The 17,707-nt window shown below is 72.6% G+C and carries 21 protein-coding genes; 13 read left to right on the top strand and 8 right to left on the bottom strand.

Going from position 1 to position 17,707, the window contains the following annotated elements:
* A partial coding sequence (locus tag MFF04_RS01005) for a DJ-1/PfpI family protein (RefSeq protein WP_238273626.1) occupies positions 1-303 on the bottom strand: 303 nt, incomplete at its 3' end.
* Positions 304-472: 169 nt separating this feature from the next.
* Here MFF04_RS01005 and MFF04_RS01000 point away from each other — a divergent pair.
* Complete coding sequence (locus MFF04_RS01000; RefSeq protein ID WP_238273625.1) at positions 473-694, top strand: hypothetical protein; 222 nt, start codon at positions 473-475, stop codon at positions 692-694.
* A gap of 3 nt (positions 695-697) precedes the next feature.
* On the opposite strand, the gene MFF04_RS00995 is transcribed toward MFF04_RS01000, so the two are convergent.
* The gene (locus MFF04_RS00995) at positions 698-1,087 is read right to left on the bottom strand and encodes a hypothetical protein (protein WP_238273624.1); all 390 of its coding nucleotides are present in this window, start codon (positions 1,085-1,087) and stop codon (positions 698-700) included.
* Positions 1,088-1,372: 285 nt separating this feature from the next.
* Between MFF04_RS00995 and MFF04_RS00990 the strand changes: the two genes are divergently transcribed.
* On the top strand, positions 1,373-1,582 hold the full coding sequence (locus tag MFF04_RS00990) for a cold-shock protein (protein ID WP_238273623.1): 210 nt from the start codon (positions 1,373-1,375) through the stop codon (positions 1,580-1,582).
* Positions 1,583-1,722: 140 nt separating this feature from the next.
* Positions 1,723-1,962 (top strand): AsnC family transcriptional regulator, encoded by a 240-nt coding sequence (locus tag MFF04_RS00985; RefSeq protein WP_238273622.1) that lies wholly within the window; start codon positions 1,723-1,725, stop codon positions 1,960-1,962.
* Positions 1,963-1,966: 4 nt separating this feature from the next.
* Here the strand turns inward: MFF04_RS00985 and MFF04_RS00980 are convergent, their stop codons facing one another.
* Positions 1,967-2,770 (bottom strand): 3'(2'),5'-bisphosphate nucleotidase CysQ, encoded by an 804-nt coding sequence (locus tag MFF04_RS00980; RefSeq protein ID WP_238273621.1) that lies wholly within the window; start codon positions 2,768-2,770, stop codon positions 1,967-1,969.
* 347 nt (positions 2,771-3,117) lie between these two features.
* Between MFF04_RS00980 and MFF04_RS00975 the strand changes: the two genes are divergently transcribed.
* The gene (locus MFF04_RS00975; RefSeq protein WP_238273620.1) at positions 3,118-3,600 is read left to right on the top strand and encodes a DUF6101 family protein; all 483 of its coding nucleotides are present in this window, start codon (positions 3,118-3,120) and stop codon (positions 3,598-3,600) included.
* A gap of 4 nt (positions 3,601-3,604) precedes the next feature.
* On the opposite strand, the gene ubiA is transcribed toward MFF04_RS00975, so the two are convergent.
* Together ubiA and MFF04_RS00965 are read right to left on the bottom strand one after the other, a co-directional pair.
* Entirely contained in the window at positions 3,605-4,558 is a 954-nt protein-coding gene (gene ubiA, locus MFF04_RS00970) for a 4-hydroxybenzoate octaprenyltransferase (RefSeq protein ID WP_238273619.1), read from the bottom strand.
* A gap of 57 nt (positions 4,559-4,615) precedes the next feature.
* Positions 4,616-5,110 carry a hypothetical protein gene (locus MFF04_RS00965; protein WP_238273618.1) on the bottom strand — a complete coding sequence of 165 codons (495 nt, stop codon included), beginning with the start codon at positions 5,108-5,110 and terminating at the stop codon, positions 4,616-4,618.
* 252 nt (positions 5,111-5,362) lie between these two features.
* Here MFF04_RS00965 and MFF04_RS00960 point away from each other — a divergent pair, with 252 nt between their 5' ends.
* The 4 genes from MFF04_RS00960 to MFF04_RS00945 all read left to right on the top strand — a co-directional run bounded on the left by MFF04_RS00960 (position 5,363) and on the right by MFF04_RS00945 (position 8,620).
* On the top strand, positions 5,363-6,115 hold the full coding sequence (locus MFF04_RS00960) for a 16S rRNA (uracil(1498)-N(3))-methyltransferase (RefSeq protein ID WP_238273630.1): 753 nt from the start codon (positions 5,363-5,365) through the stop codon (positions 6,113-6,115).
* Between the two features lie 266 nt (positions 6,116-6,381).
* Positions 6,382-7,749, top strand: coding sequence for a glutamate--cysteine ligase (locus MFF04_RS00955; RefSeq protein ID WP_238273617.1), 1,368 nt, complete (start codon positions 6,382-6,384; stop codon positions 7,747-7,749).
* Between the two features lie 124 nt (positions 7,750-7,873).
* Positions 7,874-8,278: a hypothetical protein gene (locus MFF04_RS00950; RefSeq protein ID WP_238273616.1), complete on the top strand. Its 405-nt coding sequence runs from the start codon at positions 7,874-7,876 to the stop codon at positions 8,276-8,278.
* Between the two features lie 81 nt (positions 8,279-8,359).
* A complete protein-coding gene (locus MFF04_RS00945; protein WP_238273615.1) occupies positions 8,360-8,620 on the top strand; it encodes a sulfurtransferase TusA family protein in 261 nt (86 codons plus the stop codon).
* Between the two features lie 7 nt (positions 8,621-8,627).
* Here the strand turns inward: MFF04_RS00945 and MFF04_RS00940 are convergent, their stop codons facing one another.
* Positions 8,628-9,788: a ceramide glucosyltransferase gene (locus tag MFF04_RS00940; protein WP_238273614.1), complete on the bottom strand. Its 1,161-nt coding sequence runs from the start codon at positions 9,786-9,788 to the stop codon at positions 8,628-8,630.
* Between the two features lie 175 nt (positions 9,789-9,963).
* Between MFF04_RS00940 and MFF04_RS00935 the strand changes: the two genes are divergently transcribed.
* From MFF04_RS00935 to eutC, 3 genes are read left to right on the top strand one after another with little or no spacing between them, the layout of a single operon-like run.
* On the top strand, positions 9,964-10,815 hold the full coding sequence (locus MFF04_RS00935; RefSeq protein ID WP_373319921.1) for a histone deacetylase family protein: 852 nt from the start codon (positions 9,964-9,966) through the stop codon (positions 10,813-10,815).
* A gap of 50 nt (positions 10,816-10,865) precedes the next feature.
* Positions 10,866-12,269, top strand: a complete 1,404-nt coding sequence (locus MFF04_RS00930) for an ethanolamine ammonia-lyase subunit EutB (protein WP_238273612.1) — start codon at positions 10,866-10,868, stop codon at positions 12,267-12,269.
* Positions 12,266-13,075 (top strand): ethanolamine ammonia-lyase subunit EutC, encoded by an 810-nt coding sequence (eutC, locus tag MFF04_RS00925; protein ID WP_238273611.1) that lies wholly within the window; start codon positions 12,266-12,268, stop codon positions 13,073-13,075. Before MFF04_RS00930 ends, eutC begins: the two co-directional genes overlap by 4 nt.
* On the opposite strand, the gene MFF04_RS00920 is transcribed toward eutC, so the two are convergent.
* Together MFF04_RS00920 and MFF04_RS00915 are read right to left on the bottom strand one after the other, a co-directional pair.
* On the bottom strand, positions 13,063-14,700 hold the full coding sequence (locus MFF04_RS00920; RefSeq protein WP_238273610.1) for a methyl-accepting chemotaxis protein: 1,638 nt from the start codon (positions 14,698-14,700) through the stop codon (positions 13,063-13,065). The two genes, eutC and MFF04_RS00920, sit on opposite strands and share 13 nt — an antisense overlap.
* A gap of 164 nt (positions 14,701-14,864) precedes the next feature.
* Entirely contained in the window at positions 14,865-15,437 is a 573-nt protein-coding gene (locus MFF04_RS00915; protein WP_238273609.1) for a TetR/AcrR family transcriptional regulator, read from the bottom strand.
* 81 nt (positions 15,438-15,518) lie between these two features.
* Here MFF04_RS00915 and MFF04_RS00910 point away from each other — a divergent pair, with 81 nt between their 5' ends.
* Entirely contained in the window at positions 15,519-16,622 is a 1,104-nt protein-coding gene (locus MFF04_RS00910; RefSeq protein WP_238273608.1) for an efflux RND transporter periplasmic adaptor subunit, read from the top strand.
* Positions 16,619-17,692, top strand: a complete 1,074-nt coding sequence (locus MFF04_RS00905) for an efflux RND transporter periplasmic adaptor subunit (protein ID WP_238273607.1) — start codon at positions 16,619-16,621, stop codon at positions 17,690-17,692. The genes MFF04_RS00910 and MFF04_RS00905 overlap by 4 nt, the downstream gene beginning before the upstream one ends.
* Positions 17,693-17,707 lie beyond the last annotated feature (15 nt).

Genomic DNA, 17,707 nt, shown 5'->3' with positions numbered 1-17,707 from the left:
GATCGCGGCGAGCGCCTTCAGCTCCAGACGCAGCTTGTCCGGGTTGATCTGGCCGCCCGGCAGCACGAGGGCATCATAGTCTTCGGCATCGACCGCCTCGACGTCGAGGTCGACGGCGACGCTCTTGCCCCAGTCGGTCTTGTCCCAAGCTCGGATCGAGTCCGGCCGCATCCGGGACTTCGGAGCGGCGACGTGGACGGTGGCCCCGGCCTGCCCGAGCTGGGCGTGGGGCTCGAGAAGCTCGCTCTGCTCGAAACCGTCCGTGGCGATGATGAGCACCTTCGCTTGCCGGATGTCGGCCATGTCACGCTCCGCTTTTGTGGATATGACCGGCAAACGGTGCTTGCGCGCGAGGGGTTCCGGAGGGGCGGGGCGGTTTCGGGACGCGCGGGAAATCGGGCAAGCGAGGCCGGAACCGGTTCTCCGAGGGGGCCGTTGACCCGGCATACCCACCCATCGAAGGAGAGCCCGCATGGCCAATCCCGGCCTTCCGACTCCCGAACCCACGCCCGGCGGCTCGATCCCCGGCGACCTGCCGCCTCCTCCGGCGCCCGACGAGCAGCCGGATGTGGGACCGACCGGTCCGCGCACGCCCTATCCGGTCGACGACCCGGGCGTGGACGAGCCCACGGGTCCCGGCTCCGAGCCGGACTACCTGCCCGGCGGGCCGACCAATCCCGGTGTCCGCCTGTAGGCGTCAGTGACCGCCGTGGGAGGCGCGCACGTCCCGCGGCGCGGCAAGGATCTCGGAGAGGCTCGTCGCGACGTGGCGGGCCTCTTCGTCCGTGAGGCGCAGCTGGAACGGCGGCAGCGCGCCGGCCTGGAGAGCGACGACCGCCTGCCCGTGCTCGTCGGTACCGACCTCGATGGCCGAGGAGGTCACCTCCAGCATGGCGGCGTCCTCGTCGGAGAGGTCCTCGGGCATCTCGGGATCGGCCGGCTCGTCAATGGCGGTCAGGAGCTGGCCGACCGCCCGAACCAGCGCGCGCGCGGCGCGCGAGTCCATGACCACGGCCGTCGCCTGGTCGTCCTTCTGGAAGGACAATTGGATGTTGGCGCCTTCGAGCGATACCGAGATACCCGCCATGGATGATGATCACCTCTGCTAGCGTTCTTATATGCGTGGCCCCGGGCAAATGCCCAGGGCGCCCGGCGTCGCGGGAAGCGGGCCGGCAAGGGATCGCAAGGGACCGCCTTGCTGCGGCCACACCGGAGTCCTACATAAGCAATCGGGGGGCCGAAGGTTGAGCGCGACGCTCGCATGGTCAGCGCCTCATGCCCCGCCGCTTGCAACTAGATCGATGACGAGGCACCGTCCCGTACGTCGGGTAGACGCACGGATATTGCCTATGGACGATACGAGGATCTGTTCGTGAATACTGGCACTGTAAAGTGGTTCAACGAGACCAAGGGCTACGGCTTCATCCAGCCCGATGACGGCGGCAAGGACGTGTTCGTGCACATCTCCGCCGTCGAGCGCGCCGGTCTGCGCAACCTGATCGAGGGACAGCGCGTGACCTACGAGGTCGTGCCCGACAAGCGCAGCGGCAAGGAAGCCGCCAGCAACCTTCAGGCCGCCTGACCACGCCCGTCCAGGGACCGACGACGCGAAGAGATCCCTCCGGCGCTTCCCGACAGGGGCGTGCCGGTCGGACGACACCCATAACCAGAAACGACCGGCGCGACCGAAGAGGCCGCCGACGAGAAAGACAACACAAGAAAATGCAGTTCGAGTTCACCCGGCGCCACAGCGCCCGTTCGCCCGTCACCGACGCGGCGACGTTCCGGGTCGGTCGCCTTCGCCAGGCCGCCGCGCGCGGCGGCTCTCACGCCGTCGATGTCAGCGACATGATCGACCGTTCCTACAACTACCATTCACCCCGTGAGCTGCGCTGGCACCTCGCCGACCGGCTCGGTCTGGCGCCCGCCGACATCGCGCTCAGCGAGGCGGCGCGGGCCTGACCGCTCAGGCGAGGGCGGCGAGAACCGGCCCGACCAGGGTCGCGGGCATCGCCGCCAGCTCGCCGTGGATCGGCCGCGGCCTGTTGTAGCGGGCCGCCTCTCCCGAGAGGTCGCATAGCACCCCTCCGGCCTCCCGCAGGATCAGATCGGCACCCGCCAGATCCCAGTCGCGGGAATCCGTCGAGACGAGCCCGACATCGATCAGTCCCTCGGCCACCCGCACGATGCGCAGCGCCAGGGAGGGGACGCGCGGGATCGTCTCGAGCCCGTCCGCGCTGCGGGCGAGCCTCTCGATCATCGGCTTCGGCCCCGTGACCCGCGCCCCGGCAAGCTCCACGCGCGTGAACGCATGGATCCGCGCCGCGTCGCAGTAGGCACCGCCGCCGGCCGCCGCCGCGTAGACGCGGCCGAGAGCCGGCGCCGCGACGATGCCCAGCACCGGCTCGCCGCCCGAGAGCAGGGCCACCGCGATCGACCAATCCGGGTTTCCGGACAGGAAGGCGCGGGTGCCGTCGATCGGATCGACGATCCAGACCGTGTCCCGCGACAGCCGGTCGGGATCGTCGCGGGTCTCCTCCGAGAGCCATCCGGCCTGGGGCACGAGCTCGCTGAGGCGGACCTTGAGAAAGGCGTCGACCTCGACGTCGGCCTCCGTCACCGGCGAGCCGCCGGCCTTCGACCAGACGCGGGCCGTGGTCTGCTCGCCGCGCCGGAAGTAGGGCAGGGCGATGCCGGAAGCGGCATCGACCACCTCAAGAACCGCCGGGAGCAGGGCCCGCGCGGCCGCTGCGGTGATGGGCTCGGACATCGAGGCTCTACCTCGGCGGGCCCGGAGGGCGCGCTGCGGGGCGACAGGGGATCGAAGGACGCGGCGGAGGCGGGATCGCGCGACCGCGACACCCGTTCTACGGCCCGCCCGGGCCGCCCACAAGCGGCGGCGAACACCGTGATCTTTCAGGAGATTCGCGAGCCGGCGCAGCGCGCGACAATGATCCGTTGAGCATTCGAATCGTTTAGGCCCCGGCGACGATCGCTTAACGCTGCCGCTTAAGGTCGAGACAGTGAGAGCCGATGCATTTTGCTTGGGACGACGAGCGGCCCACAAGAGGTCGCCTCTTGCGACAGGGCATCGGACAGATGAATACCGAAAGCATCATGAGCGCGACCCCGCAGAACGACCTTCGACAGGACGGCGTGCCGGCGTTCGACTTCGCGTTCGGCGCCTCCGCCCTGCCGGTCTACGGCACCGGCACCGAGCGTTGCGCCGGCGTGGCGCTCGCCTTCGCCACCGACGAGGCCGAGGCCTGCGGCGAGGATCGCTTCGCGCTGCTCCTCACCGGCGAGGACGGCTCCGTGATCGCCCGGCTCGGGCCCTTCTGCGAGGAGGAGGTCGTGGCGGTGTGGCGCGACCTCTCGGGCAAGACTGGCCTGCCCCGCATGATCCAGCGGGAGGAGGGCGGCCTGTCGCTGGTCTCCCGTCAGATCGGCCGGCTGGCCCTCGGCACCACCCGCATCCGCCGCCGCCACGGCTCGCTCGGCGAGCGCCGCCCGCGCTTCCTCACCCGCCGCAAGACCGGCCGCCTGCCGGCCCGCCCGCAGATTCACCGCGACGAGAACGAGATCATCGCCCGCTCCTGAGCGATCAGGCGCGGCCGACCCAGGCTCTCAGCGCGGCGTCGAGCACGAGACCCGCGAACAGGATCAGGCCCGCCCCGCGATTCGAGCGGAACAGGGCCAGCGCCCCCGCCCCGTCGCGCTCGCGCAGGCGCAGCACCTGCCGGCCGAGATGCGCGGCGAAGCCCGCGAGGCCGAGATAGGCCGCGGGACCACCCCCGGCGGCGGCGATCGACAGCCCGACCAGAGCGACGCAGAGCCCGTAGCAGGCGCCCACAGCCAGACGCAGCCGCTCCCCGAAGAACCGGGCCGACGAGCGGATGCCGGCGATCTCGTCGTCCTCGATGTCCTGCACCGCGTAGATGGTGTCGTACCCGACGATCCAGGCGATGGTGCCGGCGTAGAGCAGGATCGGCGCGGCATCGAGCCGTCCGAACACGGCGACCCAGCCCATCAGCGCGCCCCAGCCGAAGGCGAGGCCCAGCACGAGCTGCGGCACCGGCATCACCCGCTTCATGAACGGGTAGACCGCCACCGGAACCAGCGAGCCGAGGCCGACGAGAATCGCCGTCCCGTTGAACTGCAGCAGCACGAGAAGGCCGACGAGCGCCTGGAGCACGAGGAAGACGGCCGCCGCCCGCGTGCCGACCTGTCCGGAGGGCAGGGGGCGCGAGCGCGTGCGCTCGACCCGCGCGTCGAGGTCGCGGTCGGCGATGTCGTTGTAGGTCGAGCCGGCCCCGCGCATGGCGACCGCGCCGACGAGGAACAGCGCGAGATGGGCGAGGTTCGGAGTGGGCGCGCCGGCCGCGATGGCGGCGAGCGCCGCGGACCACCAGCAGGGCAACAGCAGCAGCCACCAGCCGATCGGGCGCTCGATGCGGGCGAGGCGCAGATAGGGCCGCAGGCTGCGCGGCGTCGCGCGGTCGGCCCAGTGCCCCGCCACCGCGTCCGAGACGCGGCCGTCCGGCGCCGGCCCGCTCACGAGGAGCGGCCGGATCGCGGGATCGGCAACGGGGCGAGAACGACGCTCAGGAGAGCCTCAGAGGGCGCCCTGGGGCATCCGGAACTGGCCCGTCAGGCCGGGGCCTCCGAGAAGGCCGCCGCTTCCGCCGCCGTTCTGGGCCTGGGCGCGGGCCTGCGCCTCCATCTTGGTGGCCTGGGCGGCGACCTGGCAGACCTTGGCGCGGATGCCGCCGACCTTCTCGTGATCGGCCTTGAAGCCCTGCGCGAAGGAATCGGGGATCGAGCACCAGTCCTTGTTGGCGGCGATCCACTTCAGCCCGGAGGCACCGTTCGACTGGAGCTTGCCGAAGAGGGCGCAGGCCTCCTGGGGCGTCATCTTCTTCTTGGAGTTCGAGGCGGCGTTCGCCTTGGCGACGAGGTTCTTGCGCTCCTCGAGGGTCTTCTGGATCTCGCCGCACTCGGCGTTCTGCGCGAAGGCGGCGGTGTGCAGGAGCGTCGCGCCGACGAGGCCGCCCGCGACGGCGGCGGCGATCCGCGTGAGCCTGCTGCGTGATCCCATACCCTGGCCCATAGCCTCGTCTCCCTCGCACCCGGGCGGATCGGACCTCGCCCCTCGCTTTCGCAACGGCCCGGCCGGCGCCGCGCTCGTTCAACCTGCGTTATTCATAGGAATGTGGCGCCAATCGAACCGCAAAGCGCCCCGTGACGATGCCGGTGGGGAACGGGGGGAAATCGCGGCGCCGTCGCATCCGCGCAACACCCCGTCCGGGCCGCCCCGATCCCCGCGTTGACAGGGACGGGAGCCGGCGGCACCTCCAGGGGCATGGCCGCCTACGATTTCACCGCGCCGCGCCTGCATGTGACGCACGACCTCGCGGCGGGCCTGCGCCTGCCTCTGGAGCGGGCGCAGGCGAACTACCTCCTCAACGTCCTGCGCCGGGGGCCCGACGATCCGGTGCTCCTCTTCAACGGCCGGCAGGGGGAATGGCGGGCGACGCTCGCCGCCACCGGCCGCAAGAGCGCGGATCTCGTCGTCGCCGAGCGGACGCGCCCGCAGACGCCGCTGCCGGACCTCCACTACCTGTTCGCACCGCTGAAGAGCGCCCGGCTCGACTACCTCGCCCAGAAGGCGGTGGAGATGGGCGCAGGCCAGATCCGCCCCGTCATCACCCGCTACACGCAGGGCGAGCGGGTGAACGTCGAGCGCCTGCGCGCCAACGCGGTCGAGGCGGCCGAGCAGTGCGGCATCCTTGCCGTGCCGGAGGTGGCCGAGCCCGAACGCCTGCCCGTCGCCCTCGACGCGATCGAGCCCGAGCGGCTCCTGGTGTTCTGCGACGAGGACGCGCCGGTCTCCGACCCCGTGGCGGCGCTGCGCGCCGCCGCGGGGAACGGCGAGGCGCCCCCGCTCGGGGTGCTCGTCGGCCCCGAGGGCGGCTTCGCCCCGGAGGAGCGGGAGACCATCGCCGCCCGGCCGAACACGGTGGCGCTCTCGCTCGGGCCGCGCATCCTGCGCGCCGACACCGCCGCCGTGGTGGTGCTCGCCCTCGTGCAGGCGGTGCTCGGCGATGGGCGCTGAGGTTCCCGTGCGGTGTGTGCCGCCGCACATCCCGCGCCATCGTTCCGATCCGCTGCCCCGCGCGCCCGCAGCGGCGGGTTTCGCCGCAGGGGAGGGGTGCATCCGGCACGTTGTGGGCGACCACGCCCTCGACTAAGAGGCGCCGTCCGCCTCTCCGGAAGCACCCGGAGCGGACGGCATCCGTCGGGACCCGATCCTCGCCGGATGCGGCCTCGGCGGGCGGCCGGCGGCGCCCGATCCTGATTGACCGCACGGCGAGGCTGCGCATGGCGCGCGATACGTCCGACACGACCCCGCTGACCTCGCGCGACGAGCTGATCGCCTGGTTCGCGGCCGGGGAGAAGCCGCGCGAGCGCTTCGCCATCGGCACCGAGCACGAAAAGATTCCCTTCTACCGCGAGGGCAACGCCCCGGTGCCCTACGAGGGCGACGGGGGCGTGCGCGCCCTGCTGGAAGGGCTCGGCCGCGAGACCGGCTGGGCTCCCATCGAGGATGCCGGCAACATCATCGGGCTCGCCTCCGACGAGGGTGGGGCGATCTCGATCGAGCCCGGCGGCCAGTTCGAGCTCTCCGGGGCGCCGCTGCCGGACGTCCACGCCACCGTCGCCGAGCTTGAGGCGCATCTCGCCGCGACCGGACGGGTGGCAGGGCCGCTCGGCATCGGCTTCCTCACCCTCGGCATGAGCCCGAAATGGCGGCGCGACCAGACGCCGGTCATGCCCAAGAGCCGCTACCGCATCATGGCCGGCTACATGCCGAAGGTCGGCAGCCTCGGCCTCGACATGATGTTGCGCACGGCCACCGTGCAGGTGAACATGGATTTCTGCTCGGAGGCCGACATGGTGCGCAAGATGCGCGCCTCTCTGGCGCTCCAGCCCGTCGCCACGGCGCTCTTCGCGAACTCCCCCTTCACGGACGGCAAGCCCAACGGCTTCCTTTCCCGCCGCTCGGAGATCTGGCGGGACACGGACGCCGACCGTACGGGCATGCTCCCCCAGGCCTTCGCGCCAGGCTTCGGCTACGAGGCCTATGCCGAGTGGCTGCTCGACGTGCCGATGTACTTCGTGAAGCGCGGCGACACCTATCACGACGTCAGCGGCGCCTCCTTCCGCGACCTGATGGACGGCCGCCTGCCGCAGCTTCCCGGCGAGCGGGCCACGGTCTCGGACTGGGCGAACCACGCCTCCACCGTCTTCCCCGAGGTGCGCCTAAAGCGCTTCCTGGAGATGCGCGGCGCCGATGTCGGAGACCCGGCGATGATCGCGGCGCAGGCCGCCTTCTGGACGGGCATCCTCTACGACGACGGCGCCCTCGACGCGGCACTCGCCCTCGTGGCCGAGTGGGACGAGGCGGAGCGGGAGGCTCTGCGCGCCACCGCGCCGCGGCTGGGGCTCGCCACCACGGTCGACGGGCGCAGCCTCGGCGCCGTCGCGGCGGAGGCGCTCGCCATCGCCCGCCGGGGCCTCCAGGCCCGCGCCCGGCGCGACGGGCTCGGCCGCGACGAGTCGGTCTACCTGCAGCCGCTCGAGGCCATCGTCGCCTCGGGCCGGACCCATGCCGAGGTTCTGCTCGCGGAGTTCGATGGCCCCTGGCGGCGCTGCATCAACCCGGTCTTCGGAACGCAGACCTTCTGACGATCGAAGCGGGGCGAGTGCGGACGCGCACTGTCACGACGCTCCAGCGGGCGCATCTCTTGGAACGGAAATCGACCTTCGCCGTTCCTACGGCGTGACGAGATCGATCAAGGAGATTGCAGGCATGTCCCGCATCCTGTCCACCGTGCTGGCCGGCACCACCGCCCTCGGCCTCTCCGCCGGCAGCTTCACCGCCGCCCAGGCCGCCCCGCTTCCCGCGCTGTCCTCGGCTCAGGTCGGCGGCCCCTCGGCCACCGTCGAGAACGTCGGCTGGCGTCGCGGCTACTACGGCGGCTACGGCTATCGCCGCGGCCCCGGCGTCGGCGGCGCGCTCGCGGCCGGCGCCGCCCTCGGCATCATCGGTGGTGCCCTCGCGGCCAGCGCCGCCCCGCGCTACGGTTACTACGGCGGCTACGGCTACCCGGCCTATGGGTACGGCTACGCCCCGGCCTACAGCTACGGCTACGCCCCCGCGTACGGCTACGCCCCGGCCTATTACGGCGGGTACGGCGGCTACTACGGCTACTGATCGGGCACGTCCGCGCTCCTGACGCGCGGGCCGAACCACCCTACAAGCCCCGTCGCCGGCTCACCGGCGGCGGGGTTTCTCATGGGCGACGATGGCGACGATCGCAGCGGTCCGGTCCGCCTCGACCTGCGGGGACTGAAATGCCCCCTGCCGGTGCTACGGACCCGCAAGGCGCTCGCGACCCTGCCGCCCGACCAGGCCGTCGAGGTCGTCTGCACCGACCCGATGGCGGCCATCGACATCCCCAATCTGGCCCGCGAGGAGGGCCGTCCCGTCGAGGCGCTGCGCGGAGAGGACGGCGTACTGGTCTTCCGGATCGGAGGCGGGGAGCGCCCCGCGTGAGGAGGTCTCAGACGGCTTCCGCCGACGTCCGGAGCCGGCCGGCCTCGCGCGGGCGGATGTCCATGGCGTTGCCCCGCCAGACCACGGCGCTCTGCGTCCAGGCCGCGAGCCACATCGCCGGGATCAGCGCGTCGCGCACCAGGAAGGCCAGGATCAGCCGCGGCGACCGGTGCCAGCCGGCCCGCCGCGCCAGCGCGTACTCCGCCCCGTACCAGAGCGCCGCGAGGCCGAGGAGGCCGAGGGCGGCGGTTCCCGTCCCCGCGATCAGCCCCGCCCCCAGGAAGGGCAGCAGCAGCCCGGTCCCGATCTCCGGCGCGAAGAACAGCGGGAAGGTCACCCGCCGCAGCCGCGCCCAGCGAAGCTGACGCGACCACACCTCCGCCAGGGTCCGGCGGCCCAGAGGCTGCTCGAAGGGCAGGGCGACGAGATGGACGTGGCGGCCCGCCGCGCGCACGAGCTTCGTCGCGGCGGCATCCTCGGCGATCTCGGCGGCGAGCGCCCGGATGCCGCCCTGGCTCTCGAGGAACGGCTTGTGCCAGAGCATGCTCTTGCCCTGGGCGAAGCCGAGTCCCAGCGCCTCGCCGGCATACTGCCAGCGTGCCTGCAGGGTGTTGAGGAAGGCGCACTCGACCTCGGCGAAGAAGCCCTGCGGCCGGGCGCCGGCCGGCGTCGAGCAGACGAGGCCGGTGTCCGGCCGCCACACCGCCTGGAGGCGCTGGAGGTAGTCCGGCGGCATCAGGACGTTCGAATCGGCGAGCACGACCCACTCGTGCCGGGCCGCCTCCCAGCCGCGCACGCAGTTGTTGAGCTTCGGATTGTCGCTGACCCGCTCGTCGCCGACGAGGATGCGGGCCGGGATCTCCGGGTGCAGCGCCACGAGCCGGCGCAGCAGCGGCAGCACCGGGTCGCCGGCATCGGCCACGCAGAACACGAGCTCGTAGTCGGGATAGTCGAGCCGGAAGCCGCGGCCGAGGGTCTCCTCGCTGAACGCCTCGAGCCCGCAGACCGGCCGCACGATGCTCACCGGCGCGCCGGCCGGGAAGGCCGAGGGCGCAGGCTGCCGCCCGAGCCGGCGGGCGGCGAGGCCGAGGCTGGCGAGATGGATCAGCGTGAGGGTGGCGCAGATGCCGAGGGCGAGGGCCGTCGCGTCCCCGAACAAGCCCGCCATGCTGAACGCTCCCACCGCGTGGCGCGACCGCGCCCGAACCGGGAACGGCCCTAACAGGCCCCGCATTTCAGCCGTATGACAGGCCTCTCCGTCGCCGAGCCGGTCCTCCTTGCCCGTTCCGATCGTCTTCCACCCGGCCTACGAGGCCAGCCTGCCCGAGGGGCACCGCTTCCCGATGCGGAAGTACGCGCGGCTGGCGGAGTATCTCGTCGCCTCCGGCCTCGTTCCGGAGGGCTTCGTGCGGCCCGAGCCCGCCGACGCGCCGCTTCTCAGGCAGGCCCACGACGCCGCCTACGTGGAGGCGGTGCTCGGCCTTGCGGTGCCCCGCGCGGTGGAGCGCTCCATCGGCCTGCCGGTCACGGAGAGCGTCGTGGCGCGCTCGCGGGCCTCGGTCGGAGGGACGCTCGCCGCGGCGCGGCTCGCCCTCGGGCAAGGGCTCGCCGGAAGCACCGCCGGCGGCAGCCACCACGCGCGCCGGGAGCAGGGCGCGGGCTTCTGCGTGTTCAACGATGTCGCGGTGGCGGCGCGCGCCCTTCAGGCGGAGGGACGGATCGCGCGGGCGCTGGTGGTCGATCTCGACGTGCACCAGGGCGACGGCACCGCCGACTGCCTGTCGCGCTCGCCGGACCTGTTCACCCTCTCGGTCCATGCCGAGCGGAACTACCCCTCCGCCAAGATCCCCGGTGATCTCGACATCGGCCTGCCGGATCGCCTCGACGACGCGGGCTACCTCGCCGTGCTGGCCGAGCGCCTGCCGCCGCTCCTCGACGCCCTGGCGCCGGACATCGTGTTCTACAATGCCGGCGTCGACCCCCATGCCGAGGATCGTCTCGGACGCCTGTCCCTGAGCGATGCCGGGCTCGCCGCCCGCGACCGCCTCGTCGTCCAGCAGGCGCGGGCTCGCGGCATCCCCCTCGTCGCGGTGATCGGGGGCGGCTACGGAGGCGACGTCGAGGCGCTCGCCGCCCGCCACGCCCTCGTCTTCGAGGCCATGGCGGCCTGGGACGGAGCGCGGCATAAATCGTGAAAGGGCGCGCCCGGCCGTTGCGACCGGGTTCCTCCGCTCAAGAGAGTTCCATGGCTTATCTCACGACCCTCGAAGGCACGCGCTTCGCCTTCGCGGATCTCAGGACGCTCCTCGCCAAGGCGACGCCGGAGCGCTCGGGCGACCAGCTCGCCGGCATCGGCGCGGAGGGCCCCGTGGAGCGGCTCGCCGCGCAGATCGCTCTCGCAGACCTGCCGCTGAAGACCTTCCTGGAGCAGGAGCTGATCCCGTCCGAGGAGGACGAGGTCTCGGACCTCATCGCCCGCCGGCACGATCCCGCGGCCTTCGCCACCGTCGCCTCGCTGACGGTGGGCGCCTTCCGCGAGTGGCTGCTGTCGCCGGCGGCGGACCGGGCGGCGCTCGAAGCCCTCGCGCCCGGCCTGACGCCGGAGATGGTCGCCGCCGTCTCGAAAATCTGCCGCCTTCAGGACCTCGTGGCGGTCGCCGCCAAGCGGCCGGTGGTGACGCGCTTCCGCTCGACCATCGGCCTGCCGGGACGACTCTCGACCCGCAACCAGCCGAACGACCCGACGGACGCCTCGGCCGGCATCCTGATCTCTGCGCTGGACGGACTGCTCATGGGCTCGGGCGACGCGGTGATCGGCGTCAACCCGGCGACCGACACGCTGCCCGACTACCTGCGCATCGTCGATCTGCTGGAGACCCTGCGGCTGCGCACCGGCGTGCCGACGCAGCATTGCTGCCTCGGCCACGTCACGGTGGCGATCGAAGCGATGGCGCGGGGCGCGCCCGTCGACCTTGTGTTCCAGTCCGTCGCCGGCTCGCAGAAGGCCAATGCCGGTTTCGGCGTCGACCTCGCCGTGCTGCGCGAGGCCTCCGAGGCCGGCCGTGCCCTCGGGCGGTGCCCGGCGGACGGGCAGTTCATGTATTTCGAGACGGGGCAGGGCTCGGCCCTTTCGGCGGACGCGCACTGGGGCGTCGACCAGCAGACCATGGAGGCGCGCGCCTACGCGGTGGCGCGGGAGTTCGATCCGCTCCTCGTCAACACGGTCGTCGGCTTCATCGGGCCGGAGTACCTCTACGACGGCAAGCAGATCATCCGCGCCGGGCTGGAGGACCATTTCTGCGGCAAGCTGCTGGGCCTGCCGATGGGAGTGGACGTCTGCTACACCAACCACGCCAACGCCGACGGCGAGGACATGGACGCCCTGCTGACGCTGCTCTGCGCGGCGGGCGTCAACTTCGTCATCACCGTGCCCGGCGCCGACGACGTGATGCTGAACTACCAGTCGCTCTCCCACCACGACGCGGTCTTCGCCCGCGAGACCTTGGGCCGCCCTCCGGCCCCCGAGTTCGAGGCGTGGCTGCGGGAGACGCGGATCGTGGACCGGCAGGGGCTGCTCGCGGACGCCACCGGCCGGCTGCCGAGCGCCTTCGCGGACGCCTCGCTGCTCCTGTCTGGGAGGGGTGCATGAACCGCAACGTGACGGAGCCGGCCGGGAAGGCCGCGGAGGCGCCGCTCCGCTCCCTGCGCGACCTGCGAGGGCTCACCCAGGCCCGCATCGCTCTCGGCGCCCACGGCTCGGGCGTGCCGACCCAGGCGGCGCTGGCCTTCAACTTCGATCACGCCCGCGCCCGCGAGGCCGTCTGGACGGCGATGGACGCGGACGCGATCCGGGAGGCGCTGACGCAGCAGGGCCTCGACTCGCTTGCCGTGCGCTCCTCAGTCACCGACCGTGCGGAGTACCTGCGCCGGCCCGACCGGGGCCGGACACTCCATGCCGACGCGGAGACGGCGCTCGCCGCCGCCGGGTCGGGCTTCGATGTCGGGATCGCCATCGCCGACGGGCTCTCCGCGACGGCGGTGACGCTGAACGCGGTGCCGATGGCCGCGGCGCTCGCCGGGCGCATCCGGGCCGCCGGCCTGAGCCTCGCTCCCGTCGTCGTGGCGAGCCAAGCGCGCGTCGCGCTCGGCGATCCGATCGGCGCGCGGCTCGGCCTGCGCTGCCTGGTGATGCTGATCGGGGAGCGGCCCGGCCTCTCGGCGGCCGACAGCCTCGGCTGCTACGTCACCTTCGCACCGGAGGTCGGCCTGCCGGATTCCCGGCGCAACTGCATCTCGAACATCCGACAGGACGGGCTCTCGATCGAGGCCGCGGCCGATCAGGTCGCAGGGCTGCTGCGGGTGATGTTCGCCCAGGGCACCAGCGGCGTCGCCCTGCGCCGCGAGGAGCCCCCGCCGGTGCTTCCCATGAGCGACGGCGGTCCTCAGAGCCGGTAGGCGGTGCGGCAGGCGCCCCAGTGGCGGCCGCCGACGCGGATCGGGGCGTCGATCTCGCGGACCATGTAGACGTCGCGGCCGACCTCGCGGCGATAGACCTGGATCGTCGCCGGCCGCTGCGAGCGCGCGGCGGTGATGCCGGTGCGGTCGTCGAAGATGCGCAGGTTGCGCGCGTTGGCGTTGTTCCAGACCGGATCGTCGGGCCGCTGCGGCTGGGAGTACTGCCGGTTGTGAACGGGCAGGAAGCCGTTCCGATCGGTGACGATGCAGAAGAGCATCCGGTTGTCCTGCGCCAGCTCGGGCTCGAGGAAGCCCGGCAGCATCTCCTCGAGCAGCCGGGTCGAAGCGGTGCGGTACTGCTGCGGGTTGGTGCCCTGGATCGGCGCGTAGTCGGTGTCGAACAGCGTCGCCTCCGCGAGGCGTCCGGCGGCGATCTCCGCCTCCAACCGCTGGCCGACGCGGGCCGCGATCCCCTGTGCGCGGGCGATGAGCGGCGCGTACTCGGTCCGGGTCTCGGCGAGCCGGGCCCGGAGGCGGCCGGTCACCGCCTCGGGCACCGGCTCGAAGGCGCAGTTGAGGCCCATCGGCCCGGAGCCGACGATGCGGGCCGCGATCGGCCCGAGACCCTCGACCTCGCAGCGGATCGTGGTCCCGACCGGCAGCGGCGCCCCCTGCGGGGCGGCGAGCAGCAGGCCGCCCTCGCTGAGGTCGATGGAGCGTGTCGAGCGGCCGTCCGCGAGGCGCACCGCGAGGTCGACCGGCAGGCGGTCGTGGCGGCGGCGGTCGCCGATCTCGCTCTGGCGCATCACCGCGACGAAGCGCCGGGCGAGGCCGGAGGCCTGCTCGTTGGAGAGGGCTGCGGCCTCCTCGACGGCCACCGCCTGCCGGTCGAGGCCGACGGTGGCGTTGCGCACCGCGTCGGCCTCGCCGTGGACGCTCGACACGAGGTCGGCGGTCCGGCCGACGCCCGCCGCGATCTCGGCCAGGGTCGCGGCCTGCGAATCGGCGAGGTCGCGCACCAGGGCGAAGGAGGGACGGATCGCGTCGATGGCCTCGACCGCGGCACCGATCGCGCCGGTGGAGGCCTCGGCGCCCGTCCGCAGGCGGGCGACCCGCAGGCGCACGTCGTCGGCGGCACCGGCCGTCTGGACGGCAAGCGCCTTGACCTCGCCGGCCACCACCGCGAAGCCCTTGCCCGCCGGCCCGGCGCGGGCGGCCTCGATGGTCGCATTGAGGGCGAGCAGGTTCGTCTGCCGCGCGACCGCCGAGATGGTGTCGACGATCCCCGCGATCTCGTTGCCGGCCTCGGCGAGCCCGACGATGATGGTGCCGGCCTCGGCGCCGCGCTGCGCGGCCCGGTCGACCTGGCGCGCGGCCTCGGCCATCGCCGCGGTGATCTGTCCGGAGGCGCCGGCCAGCGCGTCGGTCTGCGCGACGAGCTCGGCGCTGGCGCCGGCCGCGCTCTGCGCCTGCTCGGCGAGCGCCGCCATCTGCGCGCGGATGCCAGCGAAGGCGGAGCGCATCTCCCCGACCTCGACGCGGGCGAGGCCGATGGAGCGGCCGACCGCCTCGATCGCCGAGAGCACGTCGCTCTCGATCACGTCGAGAACGTCGCTTGCGGGCACCCGCGGCGGTTCGGCCGTGACCGAAGGGGCGCATTCAACGGCGGCATCGGGGGGGACGGCCGCCGGCGCGGAGGAAGTTCTGGCACGAAACAGCATGGCCGGAGGATCGGCCGGCCCGGTTAACGCGCCGTAAAGTATACAATTCTGAGTTACAGCTCCTTGGTCTATGTCTCTCGCTGACGAGGCAGGGCTCGTGCCTGCGCCTCCAGAGCGGAGAACAGCCGCTCGAGTTCTTCGCCCTCCAGGGCATGGAAGCCGAGCGAACGGCTCATCATCAGGCCGAGGACCGCGAAGAGCAGCGCCGCGCCGGCGCCCTCATGCCCCTCGACGTCGCGGATCGAGGCGAGATTCCCGTCGAGGAAGCCGCGCATGATCGCGACGGCCTGATCGTTCTCCGCCGTGGCGACGAGGAGCGAATCGGGGAAGCCGCACTCCTCGGCGTAGACGCCGCGGGCGTGGGCGATCATCGCCAGGGGCAGCGCCGCCGGGTCGCCGCGCAGCGCCTCGGCGCAGGCGCCGATCCCCTCGCTCATGCGCTCGACCTTGCGGGCGGCCAGCGCCGTCACCAGCGCGTCCTTGGAGGCGTAGTGGTGCAGGACGCCGCCCTTGCTGAGACCTGCCTCCGCCGCGACGGCATCGATCGTCAGCGTTCGGCTGCCGGACCGGCGCAGCAGGGCCTCGGCGGCATCGAGAATGACCTCCGCCCGATCCTCACGCCGCTGTCTCGTCGCACCCATGCGTCTCAATACCGTCTGGACGGTCGGTAAATCAAGCGCTAGACACCCGACCCGCTCGAAACGGCCGCGAGGCTCCCTGCCATGTCGCCAGTCGCCCGCCTCCTGATGCTGCCGATCCTGGCGTCGCCATGGGTCGTGCCGTGGATCGCGCCGGCGCACGCGCAGGACGTTCCCCTCGGCGCGCAGACGCTGGTGCGCACCCTCGTGGCGAAGCGCCAAGCGGTGCCGGCGGACATCGTCTTCACCGGCGACATCCAGGCCCAGGCACAGACCAACGTCTCCTTCCGGTCGGCAGGCAAGATCGCGGAGCGGCTCTTCGAGGTCGGCGATCACATCAAGGCGGATCAGGTGCTCGCCCGGCTCGACCCGCAGGAGCAGCAGGCCAACCTCTCCAGCGCGCAGGCCGCCCTGACCTCCGCCGAGGCGGTGCTGACCCAGGCGAAGCTCAGCTTCAGGCGGCAGGAGACGCTGCTGGCGAGCGGCTACACGACGCGCCCCGCCTACGACAACGCCGAGCAACAGCTGCGCACGGCGCAGGCCTCGGTCGAATCGGCGCGGGCCGCGCTCGGGACCGCTCAGGAGCAGTTCTCCTACACCGAGCTGAAATCCGGCGTGGACGGGATCGTGCTGAGCCGCACCCTAGAGGCGGGGCAGGTGGTGCAGGCGGGACAATCCGTGCTCGTGATCGCCCAGGACGGCCCGCGGGACGCGGTGTTCAACGTCTACGAGGCGCTGCTCGCCACGCCGCCGGACTCGAAGCAGGTCGACGTGTCGCTTCAGGCCGACCCCTCCGTGACGGCGACGGGCACGGTTCGGGAGATCGCGCCGAGCGTCGATCCGGCCTCGGGCACCGTGCGGGTCAAGGTCGGGCTCAGCCGCACGCCCGACGCCATGGGCCTCGGCGCTGTCGTCATCGGGCGCGGGCACTTCCGGCCGCGGGAGGCGGTGGTGCTGCCGTGGTCGGCCCTCTACCGCTGGCACAACGGGCCGGCGGTCTGGGTGCGCGACCCCACCGCCAACACCGTGGCGCCGCGGCCCGTCGCCATCGATCGCTACGGCTCGGACACCGTCGCGCTCGCCTCCGGCGTCGAGGCCGGCGAGGAGGTGGTGACGGCGGGCATCCAGTTCCTGCGCCCCGGCCAGACCGTGACGGTCGCGAACCCGACGACGGAAGCCGCCCGATGATGCGCGCCCTCGCCGCCGGAGCCGCCGCGCTCCTCCTCGCCGGCTGCCAGGCCAAGGAGGAGCCGCCCCCGCCGATCCGCCCGGTTCTCTACACCCTGGCCAAGCCCCTCGACCGCGTCACCTTCGGGCCCTTCTCCGGCACCGTCGAGCCGCGCTACCAGTCGCAGCTCGGCTTCCGCATCGGCGGGCGCGTCGTCGCCCGCGACGTCACCGTCGGCGACGTGGTCAAGAAGGGGCAGCGGCTCGCAGCCCTCGATCCCATCGTGACCCGCTTCGCGCTCACCCGCGCCGAGGCGGACGTCGCCGATGCGCGGGCACAGTCGGAGAACGCCTCGGCGACCGAGACCCGCACCCGCAAGCTCATCGAGGGCAGCAACGTCACGCAGGCGCAGCTCGATCAGGCGGTCGCCAACCGCGACACCGCGCTCGCCCGGCTCGCCCAGGCGCAGTCGAGCCTCCAGAAGGCCCGCGACCAGATCGGCTACACGGAGCTCCACGCCGATTTCGACGGCGTCGTCACCGAGCGCCGGGCCGAGGTCGGCCAGGATCTCTCCGCCGGCCAGACGGTGGTGACGGTGGCCCGCCCCGAGGTCCGGGAGGCGGTCGTCGACATCCCCGAGGGGTTGATCGGCGCGATGCCGCGGGACGGGCGCTTCACCGTCTCCCTCCAGAGCGCGCCCGAGATCACGGCGATCGGCACGGTCCGCGAGATCGCGCCCTTCGCCGACGAGCGCACCCGGACGCGGCGCATCCGCATGACGCTCGCCGACCCGCCGAGCGCCTTCCGGCTCGGGGCGACGATCACCGTCTCGCTGTCGCAGCCGATCGAGACGCGCTTCCCGCTGCCGGCCACCGCCATCCTCGACGCGGACGGCAGGCGTTTCGTCTGGATCGTCGACGGCGAGGGCAAGAGCGTCGCCCGCCGCGAGGTCGCGCTTGCCGAGGCGGAGGGCCCGGACCGGGTCGCCGTCCGCTCCGGCCTCAAGACCGGCGAGCGCGTCGTGGTGGCCGGCGTGCACTCCCTGAGCGAGGGGCAGGCCGTGCGCCTCTCCGACGAGCCCCTCCCGTGACCGAGCCGGACCATC

Source organism: Methylobacterium jeotgali (genome assembly GCF_022179345.1).
GTDB classification, from domain to species: domain Bacteria; phylum Pseudomonadota; class Alphaproteobacteria; order Rhizobiales; family Beijerinckiaceae; genus Methylobacterium; species Methylobacterium jeotgali.
The sequence above is the reverse complement of the archived record's forward strand: the minus strand, read 5'-3'. Positions and strand labels throughout refer to the sequence as shown.